This window comes from uncultured Winogradskyella sp. (genome assembly GCF_963975125.1).
GTDB lineage: Bacteria > Bacteroidota > Bacteroidia > Flavobacteriales > Flavobacteriaceae > Winogradskyella.
On sequence record NZ_CAXBGB010000004.1, the window covers coordinates 24,467 to 46,267 of the forward strand.

The following is a 21,801-nucleotide window of genomic DNA, read 5'->3' on the forward strand; positions in this document are numbered from 1 at the left end:
AATTACCCTTCAAAATCAAAATTATCACCACCATTTCCACTATCAAGACCAGAGCGTTCTCGTTTTTTATTTTGGTTAAAACGGTAGGTAAAAGCCAAATTTAAAGCGCGTTCTCTACGCTGATATTCACTATAGGCATTAAAGGTTGGAGTATTAATGTCTGTCATACGTTTTCTAGAATTCAGTAAATCATTTACATTAATAGCTATAGAAGCACGATCTTTAAACAAGTCTTTACTAAAAGCCAAATCCATCGAAAATATACCTCTGTTTTTATTTTGCGCATCCTCACTTGGCCCTCTATAGTTTAATCGGGTTTGCCATTCTAAACAACAGTACTTTCTACTTTAACTTCCCTTTGTGCATGCATAAAAGTGCATAGGAAGATTGAAAATAAGGTGGTGAATATATTGAATTTCAACACGAGTTGTAGATTGATTAATACGCTTAGGTGTGCTAAATTAATTTTACTTGTACTGTAATAGTTTAATCTTTTGTTAAGGGAGACATACTTTAGCCTAATCTTTTTTACGTCTCTTTTTCTTCTTCTTTTTTCTCTTTTCTTTCACTATCTCTTTTTCGTCAAAGTTACCCTTAATCATTTCTTTTATTTTAGCCATATCACTTTCAGAAATAAGCTCTTCAAGGTCTTTAAAATGCATATCATATAATCCTTTAATATCTTTTTCGAGATCAAATTGACGTTCATATCTTGTTTTTAAAATTGCAATTTTTGCATCATAGTAAGTAATAATAGTCTGTTTAATTATTTCTTTCTGAAAGTCGTCTGCTTCGAGTGTTGTTAGAAAATTAGCAACAAAAGCTTGCTTACGCTCTTCTACTTGGCGCTTTTGCTTTGCTATTTGCTGTTCTGAAGGTTCTCTATTGGTTTGTGGAATATTATTAGTGTTTCTGCCACGTCTTTGTCCAAAAAGATTTAAGCCTATAAATAATGCGAAAAGAACTAATACTGCTTTTTTCATAAGTATTGAATTTAGATAATATTTAATATTGTTTCAGGTGGTCGTCCGACTACAGCTTTATTTCCGTTGATGACTATTGGACGTTCTATTAATTTAGGATTAGCAACCATAGCTTCAATAATTTGTTGGTCTGAAAGTGTTTTGCCTTTATAGTCAGATTTCCAGATAGCTTCGTTCTGGCGAACCAAATCTAATGGCTTAATACCTAATTTTGAGATGATAGTTTCTAACTCTTTAATAGTTATGTTGCCATCGAGATATTTGATAATTTCAAATTCTATACCAGATTCTTCAAGCAAAACTAAACCTTGTCTCGATTTTGAGCATCTTGGGTTATGATAAATAGTAGTCATTTTAAATTGTAATTGAGAATGTTTTTAGTTTATCAACCAAAATATTTGGTGTTTCAAAATGTATGCCATTAATGCCTAATGCATTTGCAGCTTCAATATTACGGAGGTTATCGTCTATAAAAATTGAATTTTCGGCTTTGATATTAAATCGATCTAAAGTTAGTTGATAGATTTCAGAAAATGGTTTTCTGGTCTTTTCTGCGCCAGAAACAATTATGCCTTCAAACCAATGTAAAAATTCAAAACGCTTTAGAGCGATAGGAAATGTCTCATGACTCCAATTTGTTAGTGCTACGACTTTATAATTTGGGTTTTCAATTAGGCTCTTCAATATAACAACAGAACCATTTATAGCCTCACCAAGCATTTCTTCCCAACGTCCATAAAACATACGAATTAATTCTTCGTGCTCAGGAAATAGTGAAACACGCTCTTCAGTTGCTTTTTGTAACGGATAACCTGCATCTTGATTTTCGTTCCAATCATTCGTACAAATATTATCAAAAAACCATTGCATTTTCTCTCTATCGCCATTAAAGACTTCTAGATAAACATATTCTGGATTCCAGTCTATTAAAACGCCACCTAAATCAAATATTATAGTATCAATAGTTTTCATCTAGAGTTTATTTGTATCAATTTCCTGCTGTCCCATCATCATTAAATAGGCTTTTAAGAAAGGTTCTATATCACCATCCATTACAGCATCTACATTTCCTGTTTCGTGTGCAGAACGTACATCTTTTACCAACTTATAAGGATGCATCACATAGTTTCTAATTTGGCTTCCCCATTCAATCTTCATTTTGCCAGCCTCAATATCGTCACGTTGTGCCATTTGCTTTTGTAATTCTATCTCATATAATTGCGATTTTAGCATTTGCATTGCTCTCGATCTATTGTCTTGCTGAGAACGGGTTTCTGAACATTGAATTTGTATCCCAGAAGGTTTATGTCTCAATTGTACCTTAGTTTCAACCTTATTTACATTCTGTCCACCAGCTCCACTAGAACGTGCTGTAGTAATTTCGATATCAGCAGGATTGATGTCTATTTCAATAGAATCATCTACCAAAGGATAAACGTAAACTGAAGCAAAACTAGTATGTCGTTTAGCATTACTATCAAAAGGAGAAATACGCACCAGGCGATGTACTCCGTTTTCGCCTTTTAACCAACCAAAGGCATAATCACCTTCAATTTCTATAGTCACAGTTTTTATACCTGCCACATCACCTTCTTGCATGTTAAGTTCTCGAACCTTATAGCCACTTTTCTCAGCATACATTAAATACATACGCAATAGCATGTTTGCCCAATCACAAGATTCTGTTCCACCTGCTCCAGCTGTTATTTGCAAAACAGCACTTAAACTATCACCTTCTTCAGAAAGCATATTCTTAAATTCTAGCTTTTCAATGGCATTAATTGCTTTTTTAAAACGCGCTTCCACATTTTCCATTGGTGCTTCATCTTCTTTATAGAATTCGTAGATAACTTCTAAATCTTCAAATAGGACTGAGGCAGAATTGTATTCGTTTACCCAACTTTTTTTCTCACGGATAGATTTCATTACCAGTTCGGCTGCTTTAGAGTCATTCCAAAAGTTTGGGTCAAAAGTTTGTTCTTCTTCGTTGGCGATTTCTATTAGCTTAGCATCTAAGTCAAAGATATTGTCTAAGTATATCTAGACGGAAATTAAGATCTTTTATTTGATCTGAGGTTATCATAAATAAGAGTAATTTCTGCAAATATAAGGTGCATCATTAAAGTGCCATAATTTTGAATTGGTTTTTTAGAAATTCCGTAGTTTTATGACTAAATATTTTAAGTATGAAAAAATTAGTTTTCCTTTTTTGTTTCGTATGTGTCAGTTATCAAATAGAGGCACAAATTTTAAATAAGAAAGAACTTAAAACTTATGAAGGATATTTTAACTTTTATTATGAAGAGAGTACTGATAAAATCTACCTTAAAGTTGAAAAACTTAATGACAAATTTCTTTACGTTAATTCCTTAGCATCTGGTATTGGTAGTAATGATATTGGTTTAGATCGCGGTCAACTTGGCAATGAACGCTTAGTGTATTTTAAAAAAGCTGGAAATAAATTATTACTCATTCAGCCTAATTTAAAGTATCGTGCAAATACAGATAATGATTTAGAACGTAAAAGTATTGAGCAGGCATTTGCAAAATCTGTATTATTTGGTTTTAAAATTTTGTCTAAGAAAGAGGGTGTTTATATCATAGACTTTACTCCTTTTTTAATGGAAGATACTCATGGTGTAACTGATCGTTTAAAAGGAAGCAAAGAAGGAACTTATAAAATTGATACCTCTAAAAGTGCATTAGCACTGGAGCGCACTAAAGCTTTTCCTGAAAATGTTGAGTTTGAAGCTATGCTAACTTTTAAAGGACAACCTACAGGACGAAACCTGAGAAGTGTAACTCCAACAGCCACATTGGTAACTGTTGTGCAGCATCATTCGTTTATTAAGCTTCCCGATAATAATTATAAACCTAGAGTTTTTGATACTAGAAGTGGAGCCATTTCTATGTCTTATTTAGATTATGCGACACCAATACAAGAAGATATTAAAAAACGATTTGTTATTAGACATCGTCTAGAAAAGAAGAATCCAAGTGCTAAAATTAGTGAAGCAAAAGAACCTATTATTTATTATTTAGATCCTGGCACGCCAGAACCTGTGCGCTCTGCATTATTAGAAGGAGCAAGTTGGTGGAATGAAGCTTACGAGGCTATCGGTTTTAAAGATGCATTTCAGGTAAAAATGCTACCAATAGAGGCAGATCCTATGGACTGTAGATATAATGTCATTCAATGGGTACATCGCTCTACGCGTGGTTGGAGTTATGGATCAAATGTAGTAGATCCGAGAACTGGTGAGATTATTAAAGGGCATGTGAGTTTAGGTAGTTTACGAATTAGACAAGATTTTATGATTGCACAAGCGTTAATGAATAAGCCTTTTGCAGAACACGATGATAATTACCAACCTATGTTAGAAATGGCTTTGGCAAGAATTAGACAGTTAAGTGCTCATGAAGTTGGGCATACGATCGGATTTACTCATAACTTTGCAGCAAGTACAAATGATAGAGCTTCGGTAATGGATTATCCGCATCCTCAAATTTCAGTTACTAATGGAGCTATTGATTTCAGTAATGCTTATGCTACAGGAATAGGTGTTTGGGATAAGGTAACAGTTGCATATAGTTATTCTGAGTTTGATGAAGGAGTAAATGAGAAAGCCGCTTTAAAAACTATTTTAAAAAAAGCCCAAGATGATGGTTTGCGTTTTATTACAGACTCTGATGCCAGAGCAGTAGGTGGTGCACATGCTCTAGCGCATTTATGGGATAATGGAAAAACACCAGCAGAAGAGTTAAATGCTGTATTAGAATTACGAGAACAAGCTATATCTAACTTTTCAAAAGATAACGTAAAGAGTTATGAACCTTATTCTGTTTTAGAAGATGTATTTGTCCCTTTGTATTTCTATCATCGATTCCAAGTTGAAGCGGCAACAAAAGTGATTGGAGGATTAGATTATAACTATGCTGTTAAAGGTGATGGACAGATAACCTCTAAACCAGCCGATGTAAATATGCAAAAACAAACTTTAGAGGCTATTCTTAGAACATTAAATGCTGAAACCTTAGCAATTCCTAAAGATAAGTTAGGCTTGTTTCCACCAAGAGCTTTTGGATATAATCGCACCAGAGAATCGTTTAAAGGAAAAACAGGAGTAGCCTTTGATCCGTTGAGTGCAGCAAATACAGCAAGTGATATGACATTGAAGTATTTATTGCATCCTCAACGTGCTAATCGTCTTGTGTTACAAAAGAGTTTGGATGAAAATCAATTGAGTTTGGAAGATGTTTTAGATGCGCTTTTAAAGAATTCCTTTAAAAATACAATTGAGGATGCGTATTTATCAGAAATTCAAGAGCAGATTAATGTTAACGTGTTAAAATATGTAATGAATTTATCTGTTAATGACCAATCTTATTTTAAAGTTAAAGCACTTGCTAATAAAGCCATAACTGATATAGCTAAGGAAAATTTTGGATTTGATGCTGTCAAGTATCAATACAGTCTAATAATAAAAGAATTTTACGAGCATCCAGAAAAATTCAAACTAAAAAACTCACCGAAAATCCCTGATGGTTCACCAATTGGTAGTGATATGTGTAATTACAATTCTAATTAAAATATGATAATAGATTTAAGAAGTGATACAGTTACAAAACCAACAAAAGGCATGTTAGATGCAATGCTAACAGCAGAAGTTGGTGACGATGTATATAAAGAAGATCCGTCAGTTAATGCTTTAGAAAAGCGATTGGCAGATATGTTTGGTATGGATGAAGCTTTGTTTTTTCCAACAGGAAGTATGGCGAATCAAGCGGCTTTAAAACTGCATACAAATCCAGGAGAACAAGTAATTTGCGATCAATATGCCCATATATATAATTACGAAGGTGGAGGAGCATCTTTTAATAGTGGAATTTCATGTAAATTGATAGATGGACATAGAGGAATGTTTACAGCAGAACAAGCTGAAGCAGCAATAAATCCACCAGATTTTTACCATAGTCCTTTAACATCTTTAATTGAGGTAGAAAATACAACAAACAAAGGAGGAGGAGCGTGTTGGGATTTTAAGGAACTGCAAAGTATAAGACTTCTGGCGAATAAATATAATTTAGGTTATCATTTAGATGGTGCACGACTATGGAATGCTTTGGTTAATAAAAAGGAAAACCCTAAGCAATATGGCGAGTTGTTTGACACTATTTCTGTATGCCTAAGTAAAGGTTTAGGTTGTCCAATGGGTTCTGTGCTAATTGGTAATAGCGATTTAATGAAAGGCGCATTACGAGTTCGTAAAATTTTAGGTGGTGGAATGCGCCAAGTAGGTTTTGCTGCTGCTGCAGGTTTATATGCTTTGGATTATCATTTTGAACGTCTTTCTGAAGATCATAAAAAAGCAAAAGAAATAGGAGAGGTGTTAACTCAGTTGTTTGCTATAAAAAAAGTAGAACCTATTGAAACTAATATTGTAATCTTTGAATTGAATGATGGTGTTGACGAAGCAGAATTTTTGAATAACTTAAATAAAAAGAATATTCATATCATTGGTATGGGAAGTAATAAACTTAGAATGGTGACCCATTTAGATTATACAGATGAGATGCACAAAAAACTTTTAAGAACATTAAAAACATTGTGATTTTAACAGTCAATCTATGTCATATTAACGAGTTTATTTAGTACCTATATTTTCGCTCAACCTTTAATAAAATATAATGAAGCTTAGCATATTAATTCCTATGTACAACGCCAAAAACTATATTGGTAATTGTATAGAAAGTCTAATTAATCAAGATATTTCTTTAGAGGATTATGAGATTATCATTATAGATGATGGTTCAAAGGATAATTCTGCTGATATAGTGAATAGATATGCTAAACAACATAAAAATATTAGTATTCATAAAGAGCTTAATTCAGGTGCTTATACAACCAGAAATAAACTTTTAAAGTTAGCAAAAGGGGATTATATATATAACCTAGATGCAGATGATTATATAGTTAGAAATTGCCTAGGAACATTGTTAGATCTAGCAGTAAGTAAACAACTCGATATTATTGGTTTTGACACCATTGAAACTTTAAATTTAGACAAGTTAGACTTACCTAATTCTATTGAGCCAAAAGAAACTAAACATAGTACTGGTAAAGAATTTATTGAAGAGTATGTACATTTTAGACACGAAATTTGGTGGTACTTTATTAAAAGAGACTTTATGATAGAGCATCATATGTCTTTTAATAAAAATGAGTACAATGCAGATGTGATGTTTACTTTAGAGGCTTTAGGCAATGCTGAAAAAGTCGGTTATCTCCCGATTCCTCTTCATCGCTATGTACAGACTCAAGATTCTTTAATGCGTAGTAAGAATTTTGATATTACATGCAAGAGAATTGAATATATACAAATGATGATAAACAATTCTAGCCAATTGATTAATAACCTTAATAAGGATTCTAATTCTGATGTCTTATTAAAAAACATGAGGTATAGAAGAGATGTATTCACTTTTTTTAATATTCTAAATATGCTAAGGAATAAATTTCGCCTTGTCTATGTTAAGAATAAAATAAAATCTTTTAAATTGACAGGTGCCTATCCAATTAAGAATTTTAACAACTATAAATATACTAGTCTGCGTTATCGTATATTGTTGGCTATTATTAATAATGAAAAACTAATATACACTTTGATTTTAATTAAGAATTTATTTTCAAAACCAATAAAATAAACAAATCTAAATTCTTCTATGAGATTAAGTATAATTATACCTGTTTATAATGCAGCGCAATTTCTTTCTATTTGCTTAGATAGCCTTTTAGTACAAGATATTAACTTTACCAATTATGAGATTTTAATTATCAATGATGGTTCTACAGATAATAGTCTTTTAATCGCTAATTCATATAGAGATAAGCATACGCATATTAAAGTATACACTAAAGAGAATGGAGGAGTAGGTAGTGCTAGAAATAAAGGCTTATCGCTTTCTAAAGGTACATATGTTTATTTTATAGATCCGGATGATTATTTAGCAAAGGATGTTTTAAAAACTATAATTGAGCAGGCTGAAAAGAACGAATTAGATATACTAACCTTTATATCACAATCGACTACAGATTCAAGTTTATATCATTCTGCACCAGATAAAGCTGGACTAGAATTATCAACGATATTAAATGGTGAAGATTATATTGCCAATCATAATTATAAAAATGAAGTTTGGTGGTATGTCATCAAAAGAGAATTCATAGAAGAAACCAAAATTAAATTCATTGAAGATCGATGGATGGAAGATGCTATTTTAACGGCAAAGCTACTTTTAAAAGCGCATGCAATGGCGCATATTCCTTTAGATGCACATAGACATTTAATAGTAGAAGGTTCAGCTATGACCAATAAAGAGCCTTCACATTATTTAAGGGTTATTGATGATAATAGAAATGCCGCGATGGTGTTTGAGTCGTTAATAGAAGACTTACAAAAAAAGAATGTTAATTCTGAGTGTATAAAACGATTGAGAACGAGGCAACAATCTTTTGTCTTTTTTTTGATGGTAAGAATGTTGAAATCTGCCATTAGTTTTAGTAAAGCTAAAAAGGTAATAGAAGACCTTTCTATTACTAATGCTTATCCATTTAATATATTTCCAGGAGATGATTATAAAGGGATATCTTATTCTGTATTGACTAAGTTATTTAATTCTAAGCAAATATTCAATTTACTATTTAGACTATTTAATCCTATTTTAAAGTAAGTTTTAAAATATATAAGGTAATAATGTTGTGTGCTTAAGCGAAGGTTTATTGTACAAATTCCATTTAATTACTATATTATTAAATAGCGATTTTATCCTAAATAAAATCAATAGTATTTAAACTAAAAAGAGGCTACAATTTAATTATTGCAGCCTCTTTTAATCTTTATGTTATAGTAGTATTACTATATTACCTATATCTACAAGAGTTGTAGTTTCTACAAGACCAGTGTCTATGACAATGGGTGTCTGGGTGTACGTATTCACATAACTCACCACCTTGCGTACTGTGTCCGCTAACTACTTCTAGCACACCTTTAGTATATCCAGGACCAATGTTTAAGTAACAGTTTGTCTTAATTTTAGTATAATAACAGTTGCCTACATAAATGTAAGCCCATTTGCCAATTGTACCATTTGCATTAGAGCCATTAAAAGTAAAGTTTTCACCTGCACCAACTACTTGATCAAAAATTTTAGTAGCAGAATGTGTATTTTCATAACGTTGATATACTCTTATCCTATAATCATTGTGCCAATCCCAGTTTAATGTTAAATCAGTAACTTTCCCTATACAGTCGTCACATTCTTCTGGTGCAACTTCAATTCTAAAATTAAAGTCAATTAGCCATAATGGATCACAAGTTACAGGATCGATTAACCATCCCCAACCACTAAGGCCGTCAGCACCTATATTAGAATCGTAATTAGCTCCACCAGGACCTACATGTACTCCATAATTAGGTGTATTTGGGTCATTTGGATCAGGTCTTTGAGTTAAACCAAAAGTACCAGTTTGTACACAATCACCACCAGCAGCAACTATTACACTTCTAGTATGGTCAATTACATAAAAGTTCATGTCATCAGAGTTAGAAGCATTTCCTGCTGTTCCCTCTTTTTTGTGCTCACCACCAATGGAAGACCACTCATCCCAATTCTTTTTGTTTTTTAACCAAACGTTTAAAGTTACTACACAAGTACCAGAAATAGTAGTGCCAGTAATGTTAGCTGTACCGTTTGCATATTCTGTAAACACTATGTTCTCACCTTCAGCAGCACCGAAATATGTGCTTGCGTCAAAATAGTCATCTCCAGCAGCATTTTCTGACCACCAAAAATTTGCATTTGGTTGTCTGTTTCCAAAAGGATCTCTATCAGCATCAATAGTGTTGTAAACTTGTGTTACTGCAGCAGCACCTGTAGAGTAAGTGTTAGCCATTCCAATAGTTATAGAGTTGTTAAGGTCCTCACTACCAGCTGTAAAGATTAGCTCTTTGTCTTCTTCACCATCAGATACAATAATTTCATCTTCAAGTAAAATCTCTCTTTGTTGTAATGTTTGTGAATCCTCCTCTTCAGATTCGTTTTGACACGATGCAAAAATTGCTAGCATCGCAAATAGGCATAATTTTGTTAATTGTTTCATAATTAAAATTAGATTAATAGCATTAATAATGAGACAAATATATATTTTAACAATTCTTTTTGATTTTTTTTTTAGATTAAATGCCAATCTATTGGTTTAAGGAAACCTACATTACATTTAATCGTTTTTATTAGTATTTCTCTGATATGTTATAACGTGATATTGCTTAATTATTAATTTAAGTATCAGGGAACTATGAAAAAACTTATGCCTTAAAATACATTAATTTACTTTGTGGTTAATAAAGCTATAGAGATGTTCAATTAAGACTTATCAATTAAACATATCCATACCAGGAATGTTAGGCATACCTTCTTTGGCAACAGCGGCAATTTCAGCTTCATTGATATTGGTTGCTTTTTCTATAGCTTTGTTCAATGTTAAGATAAGGTAATCCTCTAACATATCCTTATCTTGCAGTAACTCATCATCTAAAGTAATAGACTTAATAGTTCTATTTGCGGTAATTGTTACTTTAACCTTATTATCAGTGCTTACTTCATCAATTAATACAGTATGCAAACGCTCTTTTGTTTCTTTAACTTTCTTTTGAGCTTCTTTCAATTTACCCATCATGTCTCCAAACATATTCTTATCTTTTAAATTAATACCATACAAAATTACTAAATTGCGCCACTTTTTAGATTAAATTTTATAAAACAAATGACAAAATATTCAGATTTAATTCCACCAGTTGCAAATAAAATTCCTTATGAATTAGAAAAACATGGTGACATACGCATTGATAATTATTTTTGGATGAAAGAGAGAGAACATCCAGAAGTCATTGATTATCTCAATGCTGAGAATGAGTATTGTGATACTAAAATGGGGCATACAAAAAACTTTCAGAAGGATTTGTTTGAAGAAATGAAAGCAAGAATTAAAGAGGATGACACTTCTGTTCCCTATAAATATAATGGGTATTGGTATATTACCAAATTTATAAAAGGAATGGATTATCCTATTTACACTCGAAAAAAAGACACTTTAGAAAATCCTGAAGAACTACTTTTCGATTGTAATAAAATGGCAGAAGGTGAAAGCTATTTTAAGTTAGCAGGTCTAAGTATTAGCCCAGATAACACTTTAGTGTCTTACGGGATTGATATAACAGGAAGACGCAACTATACAATCCATATAAAGAATTTAAAAACACATAAAGTTGCTTCAGATAAAATTGAAAGTACAACAGGTTCTTCAAGCTGGGCAAATGATAATAAAACTATTTTCTATGCTAAAAAAGATGAGGTAACTCTTAGAGCACATCAAATTTACAAACATCGCTTAGGGTACACTAAGGATGAACTTATTTTTGAAGAGGCAGATGATACTTTCGGTGTTGCCGTTTATAAATCAAAATCTAAAAAATACATCATCATTGCATGTTATAGCACGTTAACAAATGAATACCACATCCTAAAAGCAGATAATCCTGAGGGTAAGTTTGAAGTGTTTCAAGAACGAATTAGAGGTTTAGAGTATAGTATTTCACACTATAACAATCACTTTTACATTCTCACTAATAAAGATAAAGCCATCAACTTTAAACTGATGAAGACACCTGAAGAGGATACAAAAGTAGAACAATGGTCTGAAGTTATTCCTCATAGAAAAAATGTCTTACTAGAAAATATAGATATTTTTAAAGCGTATCTTGTAATTAGTGAACGAAGCAATGGTCTCAGTCAGATAAGAATAAAGCGCTGGGATGGAAGTGAGGACTATTATTTACCCTTTGATAATGAAACCTATACTTGTTATACTGGCACTAATGTAGATTTTGATACAGAAATATTAAGGTATGGCTACAACGCCTTAACGACACCTTCTTCTGCTATAGATTTTAATATGCGCACAAAAACTAAAACCATCTTAAAAGAACAAGAGGTTTTAGGTGGAAAATTTAATAAAGATGATTACACATCTGAGCGTATTTGGGCAACAGCAGATGATGGCACTAAAATACCAATGTCTATTATTTACAGAAAAGACATGAAAAAAGATGGAAGTAATCCTTTGTTACAATATGCTTATGGTAGTTATGGCTCTACAGTAGATCCGTATTTTTCTACTATTAGACTTAGCTTACTCGATAGAGGGTTTATTTATGTAATAACTCATATTCGAGGAGGTGAATATCTTGGTCGTCAATGGTATGAGGATGGAAAGCTTTTAGCCAAAAAGAACACATTTACAGATTTTATAGCCTGTTCTCAGTATTTAATTAAACAGCATTATACCTCCTCAGAACATATCTATGCAATGGGAGGTAGTGCTGGTGGCTTACTAATGGGAGCTATAATTAATAAAGCACCAGATCTATACAATGGAGTAATTGCTGCTGTTCCTTTTGTAGATGTTATTACGACCATGTTAGATAATTCTATTCCATTAACAACAGGCGAATATGATGAATGGGGAAATCCTAACGACAAATTGTTTTATGAGTATATGAAGTCCTATTCTCCCTATGATAATGTAGAGGCCAAAAATTACCCAAATATGTTAGTAACTGCAGGTTTTAATGATTCACAAGTGCAATATTGGGAACCTGCTAAATGGGTAGCAAAACTGAGAGATGTAAAGACAAATGATAAGCAGCTCTATTTAAAAACTAATATGGATGCTGGTCATGGTGGAGCATCTGGTCGTTTTGAGAGTTTAAAAGAGGATGCAGAAGAGTTTGCCTTTTTGTTCGACTTAGAAGGTATTTCTTCATAGTTTAAAAAAAAATGTTACTTTTGCGAGGTTTTAGGTGTCAAACATATTAAATTGATTACCGATAAATAGCATTTATGGACAACAACAAAAATGTATTTGATAATGTACTTCAACTTATAGGAAGTACACCACTTATCAAGTTGAATAGAATGACAGCCGATTTCGACGGTGATTTTTATGCTAAAGTTGAAGCATTTAATCCGGGTCATTCTTCTAAGGATAGAATCGCATTACACATTATTGAAGAAGCAGAACGCCAAGGTGTTTTATCTCCGGGTGATACAATTATAGAGACTACTTCTGGTAATACAGGCTTTAGTATCGCTATGGTTAGTATCATTAAGGGTTATGAATGCATTTTAGCTGTAAGCTCTAAATCTTCTAGTGATAAAATAGACATGCTAAAATCTATGGGAGCGAAAGTATATGTTTGTCCTGCTCACGTTAATGCAGATGATCCACGTTCGTATTATCAGGTAGCAAAGCGTTTACACGAAGAAGTTAAAGGCTCAATTTATATTAATCAGTATTTTAATCAATTAAATATTGATGCACATTATAACACTACAGGTCCAGAGATTTGGGATCAAACCGAAGGGCAAATCACCCATTTAGTTGCTTGTAGTGGAACAGGTGGAACAATTTCAGGTATTTCTAAGTATTTGAAAGAACAAAACCCTAATGTAAAGGTTGTTGGTGTTGATGCTTATGGGTCTGTATTAAAAAAGTACCATGAAACGCGCGAATTTGATGATAAAGAGATTTATCCATATAGAATTGAAGGCTTAGGTAAAAATTTAATTCCTTCGGCTACAGATTTTGACTTAATAGACAAGTTTGTAAAAGTAACAGATGAAGAAAGTGCGCATACAGCAAGAGAAATATCAAATTCGGAAGGTCTATTTGTAGGCTATACTAGTGGTGCAGCAATGCAAGCAATAAAGCAACTTAATGCTGAAGGGGAATTTAAACCTACAGACAAGATTGTTGTGGTGTTTCCGGATCATGGATCGCGCTACATGAGTAAAGTTTATAGTGATAAATGGATGAGTGATCAAGGATTTTTTGATAGCAAAACGGCCACACCAGCTACAATTGAGTATATAAAATAAATACTTTTTTTAAAATATAAATCCTATCATTGGCAACTATGATAGGATTTTTTATGTTTAAAACTTAGTGAATAGTTAGATTAAATAAATTATGCATTCATAATATAATTAATTAATTTTGCAGACACTAACAAGATTAAATTAACTAAAAGTTAATGGTATGTTTATATACTTAAAAAGTATATAGATAGCGATTAATAGCAAACTTAGCGCATGAAGGATTTATTTGAAAAGATTTATAGAGATAAAGGACCTCTAGGCAAATGGGCTGCTCAGGCAGAAGGTTATTTTGTGTTCCCTAAACTCGAAGGTCAGATTTCTAATAGAATGAAGTTTCAAGGTAAAGATGTTATCACTTGGAGTATTAATGATTATTTAGGCCTAGCAAATCACCCAGAAGTAAGAAAAGTAGATGCAGAAGCTGCTGCAGCTTATGGTTCGGCATATCCTATGGGAGCACGTATGATGTCTGGTCATACAGATTTACATGAGCAATTACAGAACGAGCTTGCTGCTTTCGTAAGTAAAGAAGCGGCTTATCTTTTAAACTTTGGTTATCAAGGTATGGTATCTGCGATAGATGCTTTAGTGTCTAAATACGATATTATAGTTTATGATGTTGATGCACATGCCTGTATTATTGATGGTGTGCGCTTACATATGGGTAAACGTTTTACTTATAAACATAATGATGTTGAGAGCTTAGAAAAGAATCTTGAGCGCGCTACAAAGATGGCAGAACAAACTGGAGGTGGAATCTTAGTGATTTCTGAAGGTGTTTTTGGTATGCGAGGTGAACAAGGTCGATTAAAAGAAATCGTAGCACTTAAGAAAAAATTCAATTTCAGATTATTTGTAGATGACGCTCATGGTTTTGGTACTTTAGGAGCTACAGGAGCTGGTGCAGGTGAAGAACAAGGTGTACAGGATGATATCGATGTGTATTTTGCAACATTTGCTAAATCTATGGCAAGTACTGGAGCGTTTATTGCAGCAGACCAAGAAATTATAGATTATTTAAAATACAATTTACGTTCTCAAATGTTTGCAAAATCTTTGCAAATGCAATTGGTAGTTGGTGCATTAAAACGTTTGGATATGTTGCGTACTATGCCAGAGCTTAAGAAAAACCTTTGGGTTATAGTTGATGCGCTACAATCGGGTTTAAAAGCACGCGGATTTGATATTGGAACAACACAGAGTTGTGTAACACCAGTGTATTTAAAAGGCAGTATTCCTGAGGCAATGGCCTTAGTAAGAGATCTGCGTGAAAATTACGGAATATTCTGTTCTATAGTCGTTTATCCTGTGATACCTAAAGGGTTAATTCTACTAAGAATGATTCCTACAGCAACACATACTTTAGAAGATGTAAGAGAAACTCTAGATGCATTTGATGCAATTAGAGATAGGCTAGAAAACGGAACTTATAAAAGAATGTCTGCAGCCTTGATTGCTGCTATGGGAGAATGATTTTCCAGATGTCATAGAAAAAAAGCTACTTTTCCGGTGGCTCTTTTTTATGCAATAGCTTTTTTAAACGTACAACGTCTTTTATGAGTAACGGGTTTAAAGTTTTTCCAAAGCTTATGAATAGCCTCATTATCATCTAATTCTGGACCTCTAACACAAAGCTCAATTCCTTTTGCATTAAATGTTTGCCAAAATTCTTCAAAAATTATTGCTGTAACACCTTTGTTTTGATATTCTGGTAATACACCAATAAGGTAAAAAGTTACCGTTTTTGCTTTCTTCTTTGCTTTTAGTAGATGCATAAAACCAAAAGGGAATAACTTTCCATTCATTTTTCGTAAGGCTTTAGCGTAAGATGGTGTTACAATACCGAAGCCAACTAATTTGTCATCTTTGTCTAAAACGAATTTTACATATTCAGGATTTAAAAAACCAATAAATTTTTTCTTGAAGTATTCACGTTGTTCTTGGTTAATTTCAACAAAAGACGATAAGACAGAATGTGATTTTGAGAATACATCAAACATCTCATCTGCGTACTCCATTATATCATTATTGTTCGTAAAATTAAGAGCGCTAAGTTGGTAGCGTTTTTTTACCATAGTCTGAACACGTGTAAAAAACTTTTGGAGTATGTTTTTAAACTCCATTACGTTTTCAGAGTAGGTTGTGCCAACATCATAGCCTAAACTCTTAAAATGCTCGGCATAATAAGGGTGGTTATGCCATGTAATCATACTTCCTAATTCATCAAAACCTTCAGTTAAAATACCAACTTTATCTAAGTTAGAAAACCCTACAGGACCTTCAATATATTCTAATTTGTTCTCACGACCTATTTCGTGTACTTTTTCTAAGAGAAGTTTAGTAACATCAATATCATCAATAACATCGAACCAGCCAAAGCGCATTTTCTTTTCATTTTGCCCATTAACTTCTAGCCAATTGATAATTGCTGCGACACGACCAACAATTTCATTGCTTTTATATGCTAAGAAATAACGCGCTTCTGCATCCTTAAAAACAGGATTAACCTCTTTGTCTAAAGTCCTTACTTCTTCTGTTACAATTGGTGGTACCCACGATGCTGAGCCCTTGTAAAGTTTAAAAGGAAATTTAACAAATGTTTTTAAATCTTTTTTAGTTGTGATTTCTTTAATTGTAATCATGTTGTTAGGGTAGATGTAAATTAAGAATCAAAATCATCACTTTTTTTCTTTTTGTTCTTTTTTCGTCTAGATTTCCGTTTACCTTCTTCTTTTGCAGAATTTCCGTTATCAATTTTTTTGTCTTTATGAAAATCTAAACGATAAGAAGCTCCAAATGCAATATTTAACACAGAAGGAGTATCTTTTGTATTGAAGCCAATATTAGCATCTAGCTGAAAATCGGGTGTCCATAAATAAGCTCCACCAAATCTAAAAATATTATCTGCATAAAAATCACTGCTAATACCTTGAGTTTCACCAAAAACCACCCATTGAGGTGTAAAAGAATGTGTTAAAGTGAAAATATATTGAAATTCAGAAAACTCAGAACCAATTCTATCTTTAATTAAATTCATAACTAAAACCCAACCACCATTAAAATTGTTTTGCGTGGCAACCATTATTTTAGGACTAAAACCTTCTACATCTGGCGCTGTATAAGGGTTGTTTTTAGTATCGAAATTTGCGCCAACGTAAACAGCTACTGCTGGTATCAATGATTTCCATTGAAACTTCTTATTGGCATGATAGCTGTATAGATTTGGTTTTGCTTCCTCAGCATTTTTATAAGGATCGTAAACCAAATATTTAGCTCCTAGTGTAAAATTTTTAAAATTAGACCTTTTATCTTCTACAGAAATCGCGGCATTATTAAAAGTAATTTTGTCATTTTGATATTTACCATCAAGAGACAATTCTAATTGCTCAAATAAAACACCATATCTCAAAGCGAAGTCTAAGCCAAACCCTGAAACTTCGTAATTTAAAGGGACATGTTCTTCTTTAACTGTAAATGCACCTGCCTCAAATTGAACAATGCCTGTACCAACAGAAAAAGCACTTTTAGAAACACCAGGACGATTAGAGTTAATTACCTCTGTATATTGTGCGTAGACCGAACTAAATGATAATGAAATAAGTAAAACGAAAATTGATTTGAGTGCTCGCATTAGATTTTTGTTTAAATTCAAATATAGATATTTTATACTTTTTTTAAGGATTAATAACGGATTATAAATGAGTATAATTGTATTTTTGATTATTATTTTATTTATGATACAAGAAGCTTCGGTCATGGGATTATTAAGAACTGTATTAATTATATTACTTGTTTACTTTGGTTTCAAGATATTAGCACGCCTTTTTGCACCATTACTTTTACGTTTTGTAGCTAAAAAAGCTGAACAGAAATTTGGTCAACAATTTGGTGGGTTTAAAAACCAAGCTGATCAAAGACAGCAACAAGCAAAGAAAGAAGGGGAAACCGTCATTGACAAAATGCCCAACCAAAATAAACAATCTAATACAAAAGTTGGTGAGTACGTCGATTACGAAGAAATTGATTAATTTTCAACTTTATTGATTTAAGCCAACTTACATGTCATTTTCTTTTAAGCGTTTACTACCTCATATATTAGTTTTAATAGGGTTTGTGGTACTTTCCTTAGCCTATTTCAGTCCTGTTTTGCAAGGCAAAAAGATCAACCAAAGTGATATTATGCATTACATTGGTATGGCACAACAGCAAAAGAAATTTGCTAAAACGACAGGTGAGGAAACTTATTGGACCAATAGTGCTTTCGGAGGCATGCCAACCTATCAACTCGGAGCAAAATATCCGCATAATTACATTAAAAAACTCGATTTAACTTTACGTTTTTTACCAAGACCTGCAGACTATTTGTTTCTGTATTTTATTGGTTTTTATATTTTGCTGTTATCTTTAAAAGTAGATTATAAACTCGCCGCATTAGGTTCATTAGCCTTTGGGTTTTCCACCTATCTGATTATAATTCTTGGTGTTGGTCATAACTCAAAAGCACATGCTATAGCATATATGCCGTTAGTTTTATCTGGAATCATTTTAACCTTCAGAAAGAAATATATACTTGGATTTTTGCTCACCATTGTAGCTTTAGGATTGGAAATTGTTGCTAATCATTTCCAAATGACTTACTATTTACTATTATTAGTTATAGTTCTAGGAATCGCATATTTAGTTGATGCTTATCGTAAAAAACAATTACCACACTTTTTTAAATCCATTGGATTACTTTCTATTGCTGCTATTATTGCAGTTGGTTTAAATGCTACCAATATTATGGCTACTCAAGAGTATGTCAAAGAAAGTACGCGTGGCAAGAGTGAATTGACTATAAATGCTAATGGTTCTACAAAAGAACAGACTTCTGGTTTAAGTAGAGAATATATTACTGAATACAGCTACGGAATATTAGAAACCTTTAACCTATATATCCCAAAATTTATGGGAGGTGGTAACCGAGAAGATGTTGGTAAAGATTCTGAAACCTATAAAGCTTATATAAATCTTGGTGCTTCGCCAATTGAAGCCTTACAAGCGTCTAGAAATGCACCAATGTATTGGGGAGACCAAACTATTGTAGAAGCTCCAGCTTATGTAGGAGCAGTTATTATATTCCTTTTTGTTCTAGGATTATTCTTGGTTAAAGGACGATTGAAATGGTGGCTTTTAGGAGGAACAATTCTATCGCTTTTACTGTCTTATGGTAAAAACTTAGGCTTTTTAACAGATTTTTTTATTGATTATGTGCCATTATACAACAAGTTTAGAGCCGTAAGTTCTATTCAGGTGTTATTAGAATTATGCATACCTGTGTTGGGTATTTTCGCTTTAGTGCGTTTATTTAATGATTTTCAAAAAGATGAAGAAAAGTTTAAGGCTTTAAAATATTCTGTTATTATCACAGCAGGTTTAGCATTGGTATTTTTATTATTTAAATCTACTTTGTTTGATTTTGAAAGCTTTAGAGACGATGGCTACATTGAAGCTTATGGTCAACCTTTTATTGATGCTATAATTGAAGATAGAAAGAGTTTAATGACCACTGATACGTTAAGAACATTAATTCTAGTATTACTTTCAGCAGGAACTGTCTATTTATTCTTAAAGAAGAAACTATCAGAAAAACTAGTCGTTGTTGTCTTTGCTATATTACTACTTTTTGATTTGATTAGTGTTGATAGACAATATGTTAATAGCGATAATTTTGTGACAGCACTTAAGGTTGATAAACCTTACCAAGCGAATGCTGCAGATAAAGAAATTTTAAAAGACAAAGGTCATTTTAGAGTGTTAGACATGTCATCTGAAGGACAAAGTAAACCAGGTCGTGCGGCTTATTTTCATAATTCATTGTTTGGATATCATGCTGCAAAATTGGGACGTTATAATGACCTAATGGAATTTCATGTATATAAGAATAATATGAATGTTCTTAATATGCTAAACACAAAATATATCATAGCAGAAGAGCAAGGTTCTATATTTCCATATACTAATACTGAAACTAATGGTAATGCTTGGTTTGTTTCCGAATTAAAACAGTTGACTGACGCTAATATAGAAATAAAGGCTTTAGATAGTTTAGATACAAAGACTAAAGCAGTTACTACACAATCCGACTTTAGTGACAAACCAGAAGTGATTTTTTATACTGTCGATTCAACAGCATCAATTCAATTAAAAGCACATAAACCAAATTATTTAAAGTATGAATCTAATAATTTAAATGAAGGTCTTGCCGTGTTTTCAGAGGTTTATTATAAAGATGGATGGAATGCTTATTTAAACGGAAACCTTGTACCACATATACGCGTCAATTATGTTTTAAGAGCTTTAGAAACACCAAAAGGAAATCACACTATAGAATTTAAGTTTGAACCTGAAGTTGTAGAAACAGGTAGTAAAATAGCTTTAGCGAGTTCTATTATATTTGGAATATTGCTTTTATTAGGTATATTCTACGAAATAAAACAACAAAAATCGAATGCTTAAGCGTTCTAAAATGAATTCAAAAAAAATACTAATTATAACCTATTATTGGCCACCAGCTGGTGGTCCAGGTGTGCAACGTTGGTTGAAATTTGTTAAGTACTTACCTGAGTTTGGTATAGATCCTATTGTCTATTGTCCAGAAAATCCAAACTATCCAATTATTGATAAAAGTTTGCTTAGTGAGATTCCTAAGACTATTACAGTTCTAAAACAACCCATAAACGAACCTTATGGTTTGGCAAGTTTGTTTTCAAAAAATAGTACTAAAAAGATAAGTTCTGGCGTAATTCCTAAAGCTAAAAAACAATCCTTGATTGAAAAAGTAATGCTTTATGTTAGAGGGAATTATTTTATACCAGATGCGCGTAAGAATTGGATAAAACCTTCGGTATCGTTTCTTTCAAATTATATTCAAAATCATCAAATTGAAACTATTATTACTACAGGTCCACCACATAGTTTGCATTTAATTGGGTTAAATTTAAAAGAACAACTAGAAATAAAGTGGTTGGCAGATTTTAGAGATCCTTGGACAACCATTGGTTATCATAAAGCCTTAAGATTGACTAAATTATCAGAAGCAAAGCACAAAGAATTTGAACTAAAAATTTTAAACACAGCTGATGAAATCATTGTAACAAGCAACCATACTAAGAATGAGTTTCAAACTAAAACGAAACATGCAGTTTCTGTAATTACAAATGGTTATGATTCTCATTCAATAACAATAGAAGAGAAAGACACCTTATTTACATTATCGCATATTGGTTCGTTGTTATCTGAAAGGAATCCAAAAGTTTTATGGGAGGTGCTTTCAGAATTGATTCAAGAAAATAAAGACTTTTCAAAAGCTTTTCAGCTTAATTTAGTTGGAGTAGTGAGTGATGATGTTTTAGAGTCTATTTATAAGAACGGACTAAAGGAGTATGTAAATATTGCTGGTTATGTGAGCCATGATGACGCTATTAAATTTCAACTGCAATCGCAACTCTTATTACTAATAGAAATTGACTCAGAAGATACCAAAGCCATTATTCCAGGGAAAGTCTTTGAATACCTTATTTCTGAGACTCCAATATTAGCTATTGGTCCAAGAGATGCAGATATAGAGCAAATTATAAAATCGACCAACACAGGAACTTACTTTAGTTATAATCAGAAGGGCTTATTAAAAAACCAACTATTAAATTATTTTGATGCCTATCAAAATAATGATTTAAAGGTAAACGCTATTGGTTTACAACCCTATAGTAGAAAGGCGTTGACAGAAAAGTTGAGCATCATCATTAATAATAAGTAATTCTTCGAGCACGTTTAGAAATTT

General features: G+C 32.5%; 18 protein-coding genes and 1 pseudogene. 10 read left to right on the forward strand and 9 right to left on the reverse strand.

What is annotated here, in order from left to right:
* Positions 1–2: 2 nt before the first annotated feature.
* From AAC053_RS01260 to prfB, 5 genes and pseudogenes are all read right to left on the reverse strand, one after another.
* A pseudogene (locus AAC053_RS01260) lies at positions 3–314 on the reverse strand (outer membrane beta-barrel protein); the annotation flags it as partial.
* A 204-nt stretch (positions 315–518) separates the two neighbouring features.
* Positions 519–983 (reverse strand): hypothetical protein, encoded by a 465-nt coding sequence (locus AAC053_RS01265; RefSeq protein WP_339751801.1) that lies wholly within the window; start codon positions 981–983, stop codon positions 519–521.
* An 11-nt stretch (positions 984–994) separates the two neighbouring features.
* Entirely contained in the window at positions 995–1,336 is a 342-nt protein-coding gene (arsC, locus tag AAC053_RS01270; protein WP_339751802.1) for an arsenate reductase (glutaredoxin), read from the reverse strand.
* A 1-nt stretch (position 1,337) separates the two neighbouring features.
* A complete protein-coding gene (locus AAC053_RS01275; RefSeq protein WP_339751805.1) occupies positions 1,338–1,955 on the reverse strand; it encodes an HAD family phosphatase in 618 nt (205 codons plus the stop codon).
* A protein-coding gene (gene prfB, locus AAC053_RS01280) for a peptide chain release factor 2 (RefSeq protein WP_339751807.1) occupies positions 1,956–3,066 on the reverse strand; the annotation gives its coding sequence in 2 pieces (ribosomal slippage) (positions 1,956–3,002 and positions 3,004–3,066; 1,110 coding nt in all). It abuts the gene before it with no gap.
* Between the two features lie 103 nt (positions 3,067–3,169).
* Between prfB and AAC053_RS01285 the strand changes: the two genes are divergently transcribed.
* The 4 genes from AAC053_RS01285 (at position 3,170) to AAC053_RS01300 (ending at position 8,714) form a co-directional block, all read left to right on the forward strand.
* Positions 3,170–5,572, forward strand: coding sequence for a zinc-dependent metalloprotease (locus AAC053_RS01285; protein ID WP_339751809.1), 2,403 nt, complete (start codon positions 3,170–3,172; stop codon positions 5,570–5,572).
* Positions 5,573–5,575: 3 nt separating this feature from the next.
* Complete coding sequence (locus AAC053_RS01290) at positions 5,576–6,595, forward strand: GntG family PLP-dependent aldolase (RefSeq protein ID WP_339751812.1); 1,020 nt, start codon at positions 5,576–5,578, stop codon at positions 6,593–6,595.
* 76 nt (positions 6,596–6,671) lie between these two features.
* Positions 6,672–7,688, forward strand: coding sequence for a glycosyltransferase (locus AAC053_RS01295; RefSeq protein WP_339751815.1), 1,017 nt, complete (start codon positions 6,672–6,674; stop codon positions 7,686–7,688).
* An 18-nt stretch (positions 7,689–7,706) separates the two neighbouring features.
* The gene (locus AAC053_RS01300; protein WP_339751819.1) at positions 7,707–8,714 is read left to right on the forward strand and encodes a glycosyltransferase; all 1,008 of its coding nucleotides are present in this window, start codon (positions 7,707–7,709) and stop codon (positions 8,712–8,714) included.
* A 190-nt stretch (positions 8,715–8,904) separates the two neighbouring features.
* Here the strand turns inward: AAC053_RS01300 and AAC053_RS01305 are convergent, their stop codons facing one another.
* Together AAC053_RS01305 and AAC053_RS01310 are read right to left on the reverse strand one after the other, a co-directional pair.
* Positions 8,905–10,143 (reverse strand): hypothetical protein, encoded by a 1,239-nt coding sequence (locus tag AAC053_RS01305; protein WP_339751822.1) that lies wholly within the window; start codon positions 10,141–10,143, stop codon positions 8,905–8,907.
* Between the two features lie 273 nt (positions 10,144–10,416).
* A complete protein-coding gene (locus tag AAC053_RS01310) occupies positions 10,417–10,731 on the reverse strand; it encodes a YbaB/EbfC family nucleoid-associated protein (RefSeq protein WP_339751825.1) in 315 nt (104 codons plus the stop codon).
* Between the two features lie 75 nt (positions 10,732–10,806).
* On the opposite strand from AAC053_RS01310, the gene AAC053_RS01315 reads away from it, so the two are divergent.
* The 3 genes from AAC053_RS01315 to AAC053_RS01325 all read left to right on the forward strand — a co-directional run bounded on the left by AAC053_RS01315 (position 10,807) and on the right by AAC053_RS01325 (position 15,452).
* Positions 10,807–12,867, forward strand: coding sequence for a S9 family peptidase (locus AAC053_RS01315; protein ID WP_339751828.1), 2,061 nt, complete (start codon positions 10,807–10,809; stop codon positions 12,865–12,867).
* Positions 12,868–12,941: 74 nt separating this feature from the next.
* On the forward strand, positions 12,942–13,979 hold the full coding sequence (locus tag AAC053_RS01320) for a cysteine synthase family protein (protein ID WP_339751831.1): 1,038 nt from the start codon (positions 12,942–12,944) through the stop codon (positions 13,977–13,979).
* A gap of 213 nt (positions 13,980–14,192) precedes the next feature.
* Positions 14,193–15,452, forward strand: coding sequence for an aminotransferase class I/II-fold pyridoxal phosphate-dependent enzyme (locus tag AAC053_RS01325; RefSeq protein ID WP_339751833.1), 1,260 nt, complete (start codon positions 14,193–14,195; stop codon positions 15,450–15,452).
* A gap of 47 nt (positions 15,453–15,499) precedes the next feature.
* Here the strand turns inward: AAC053_RS01325 and AAC053_RS01330 are convergent, their stop codons facing one another.
* Both AAC053_RS01330 and AAC053_RS01335 read right to left on the reverse strand, forming a co-directional pair.
* On the reverse strand, positions 15,500–16,621 hold the full coding sequence (locus tag AAC053_RS01330) for a GTP cyclohydrolase (RefSeq protein ID WP_339751836.1): 1,122 nt from the start codon (positions 16,619–16,621) through the stop codon (positions 15,500–15,502).
* A gap of 20 nt (positions 16,622–16,641) precedes the next feature.
* Positions 16,642–17,610, reverse strand: coding sequence for a transporter (locus AAC053_RS01335; protein ID WP_339751839.1), 969 nt, complete (start codon positions 17,608–17,610; stop codon positions 16,642–16,644).
* A 103-nt stretch (positions 17,611–17,713) separates the two neighbouring features.
* On the opposite strand from AAC053_RS01335, the gene AAC053_RS01340 reads away from it, so the two are divergent.
* From AAC053_RS01340 to AAC053_RS01350, 3 genes are read left to right on the forward strand one after another with little or no spacing between them, the layout of a single operon-like run.
* Positions 17,714–18,007: a DUF4834 family protein gene (locus AAC053_RS01340; RefSeq protein WP_339751901.1), complete on the forward strand. Its 294-nt coding sequence runs from the start codon at positions 17,714–17,716 to the stop codon at positions 18,005–18,007.
* A gap of 31 nt (positions 18,008–18,038) precedes the next feature.
* The gene (locus tag AAC053_RS01345; protein ID WP_339751842.1) at positions 18,039–20,477 is read left to right on the forward strand and encodes a YfhO family protein; all 2,439 of its coding nucleotides are present in this window, start codon (positions 18,039–18,041) and stop codon (positions 20,475–20,477) included.
* 10 nt (positions 20,478–20,487) lie between these two features.
* On the forward strand, positions 20,488–21,777 hold the full coding sequence (locus AAC053_RS01350) for a glycosyl transferase family 1 (protein ID WP_339751844.1): 1,290 nt from the start codon (positions 20,488–20,490) through the stop codon (positions 21,775–21,777).
* Positions 21,778–21,801 lie beyond the last annotated feature (24 nt).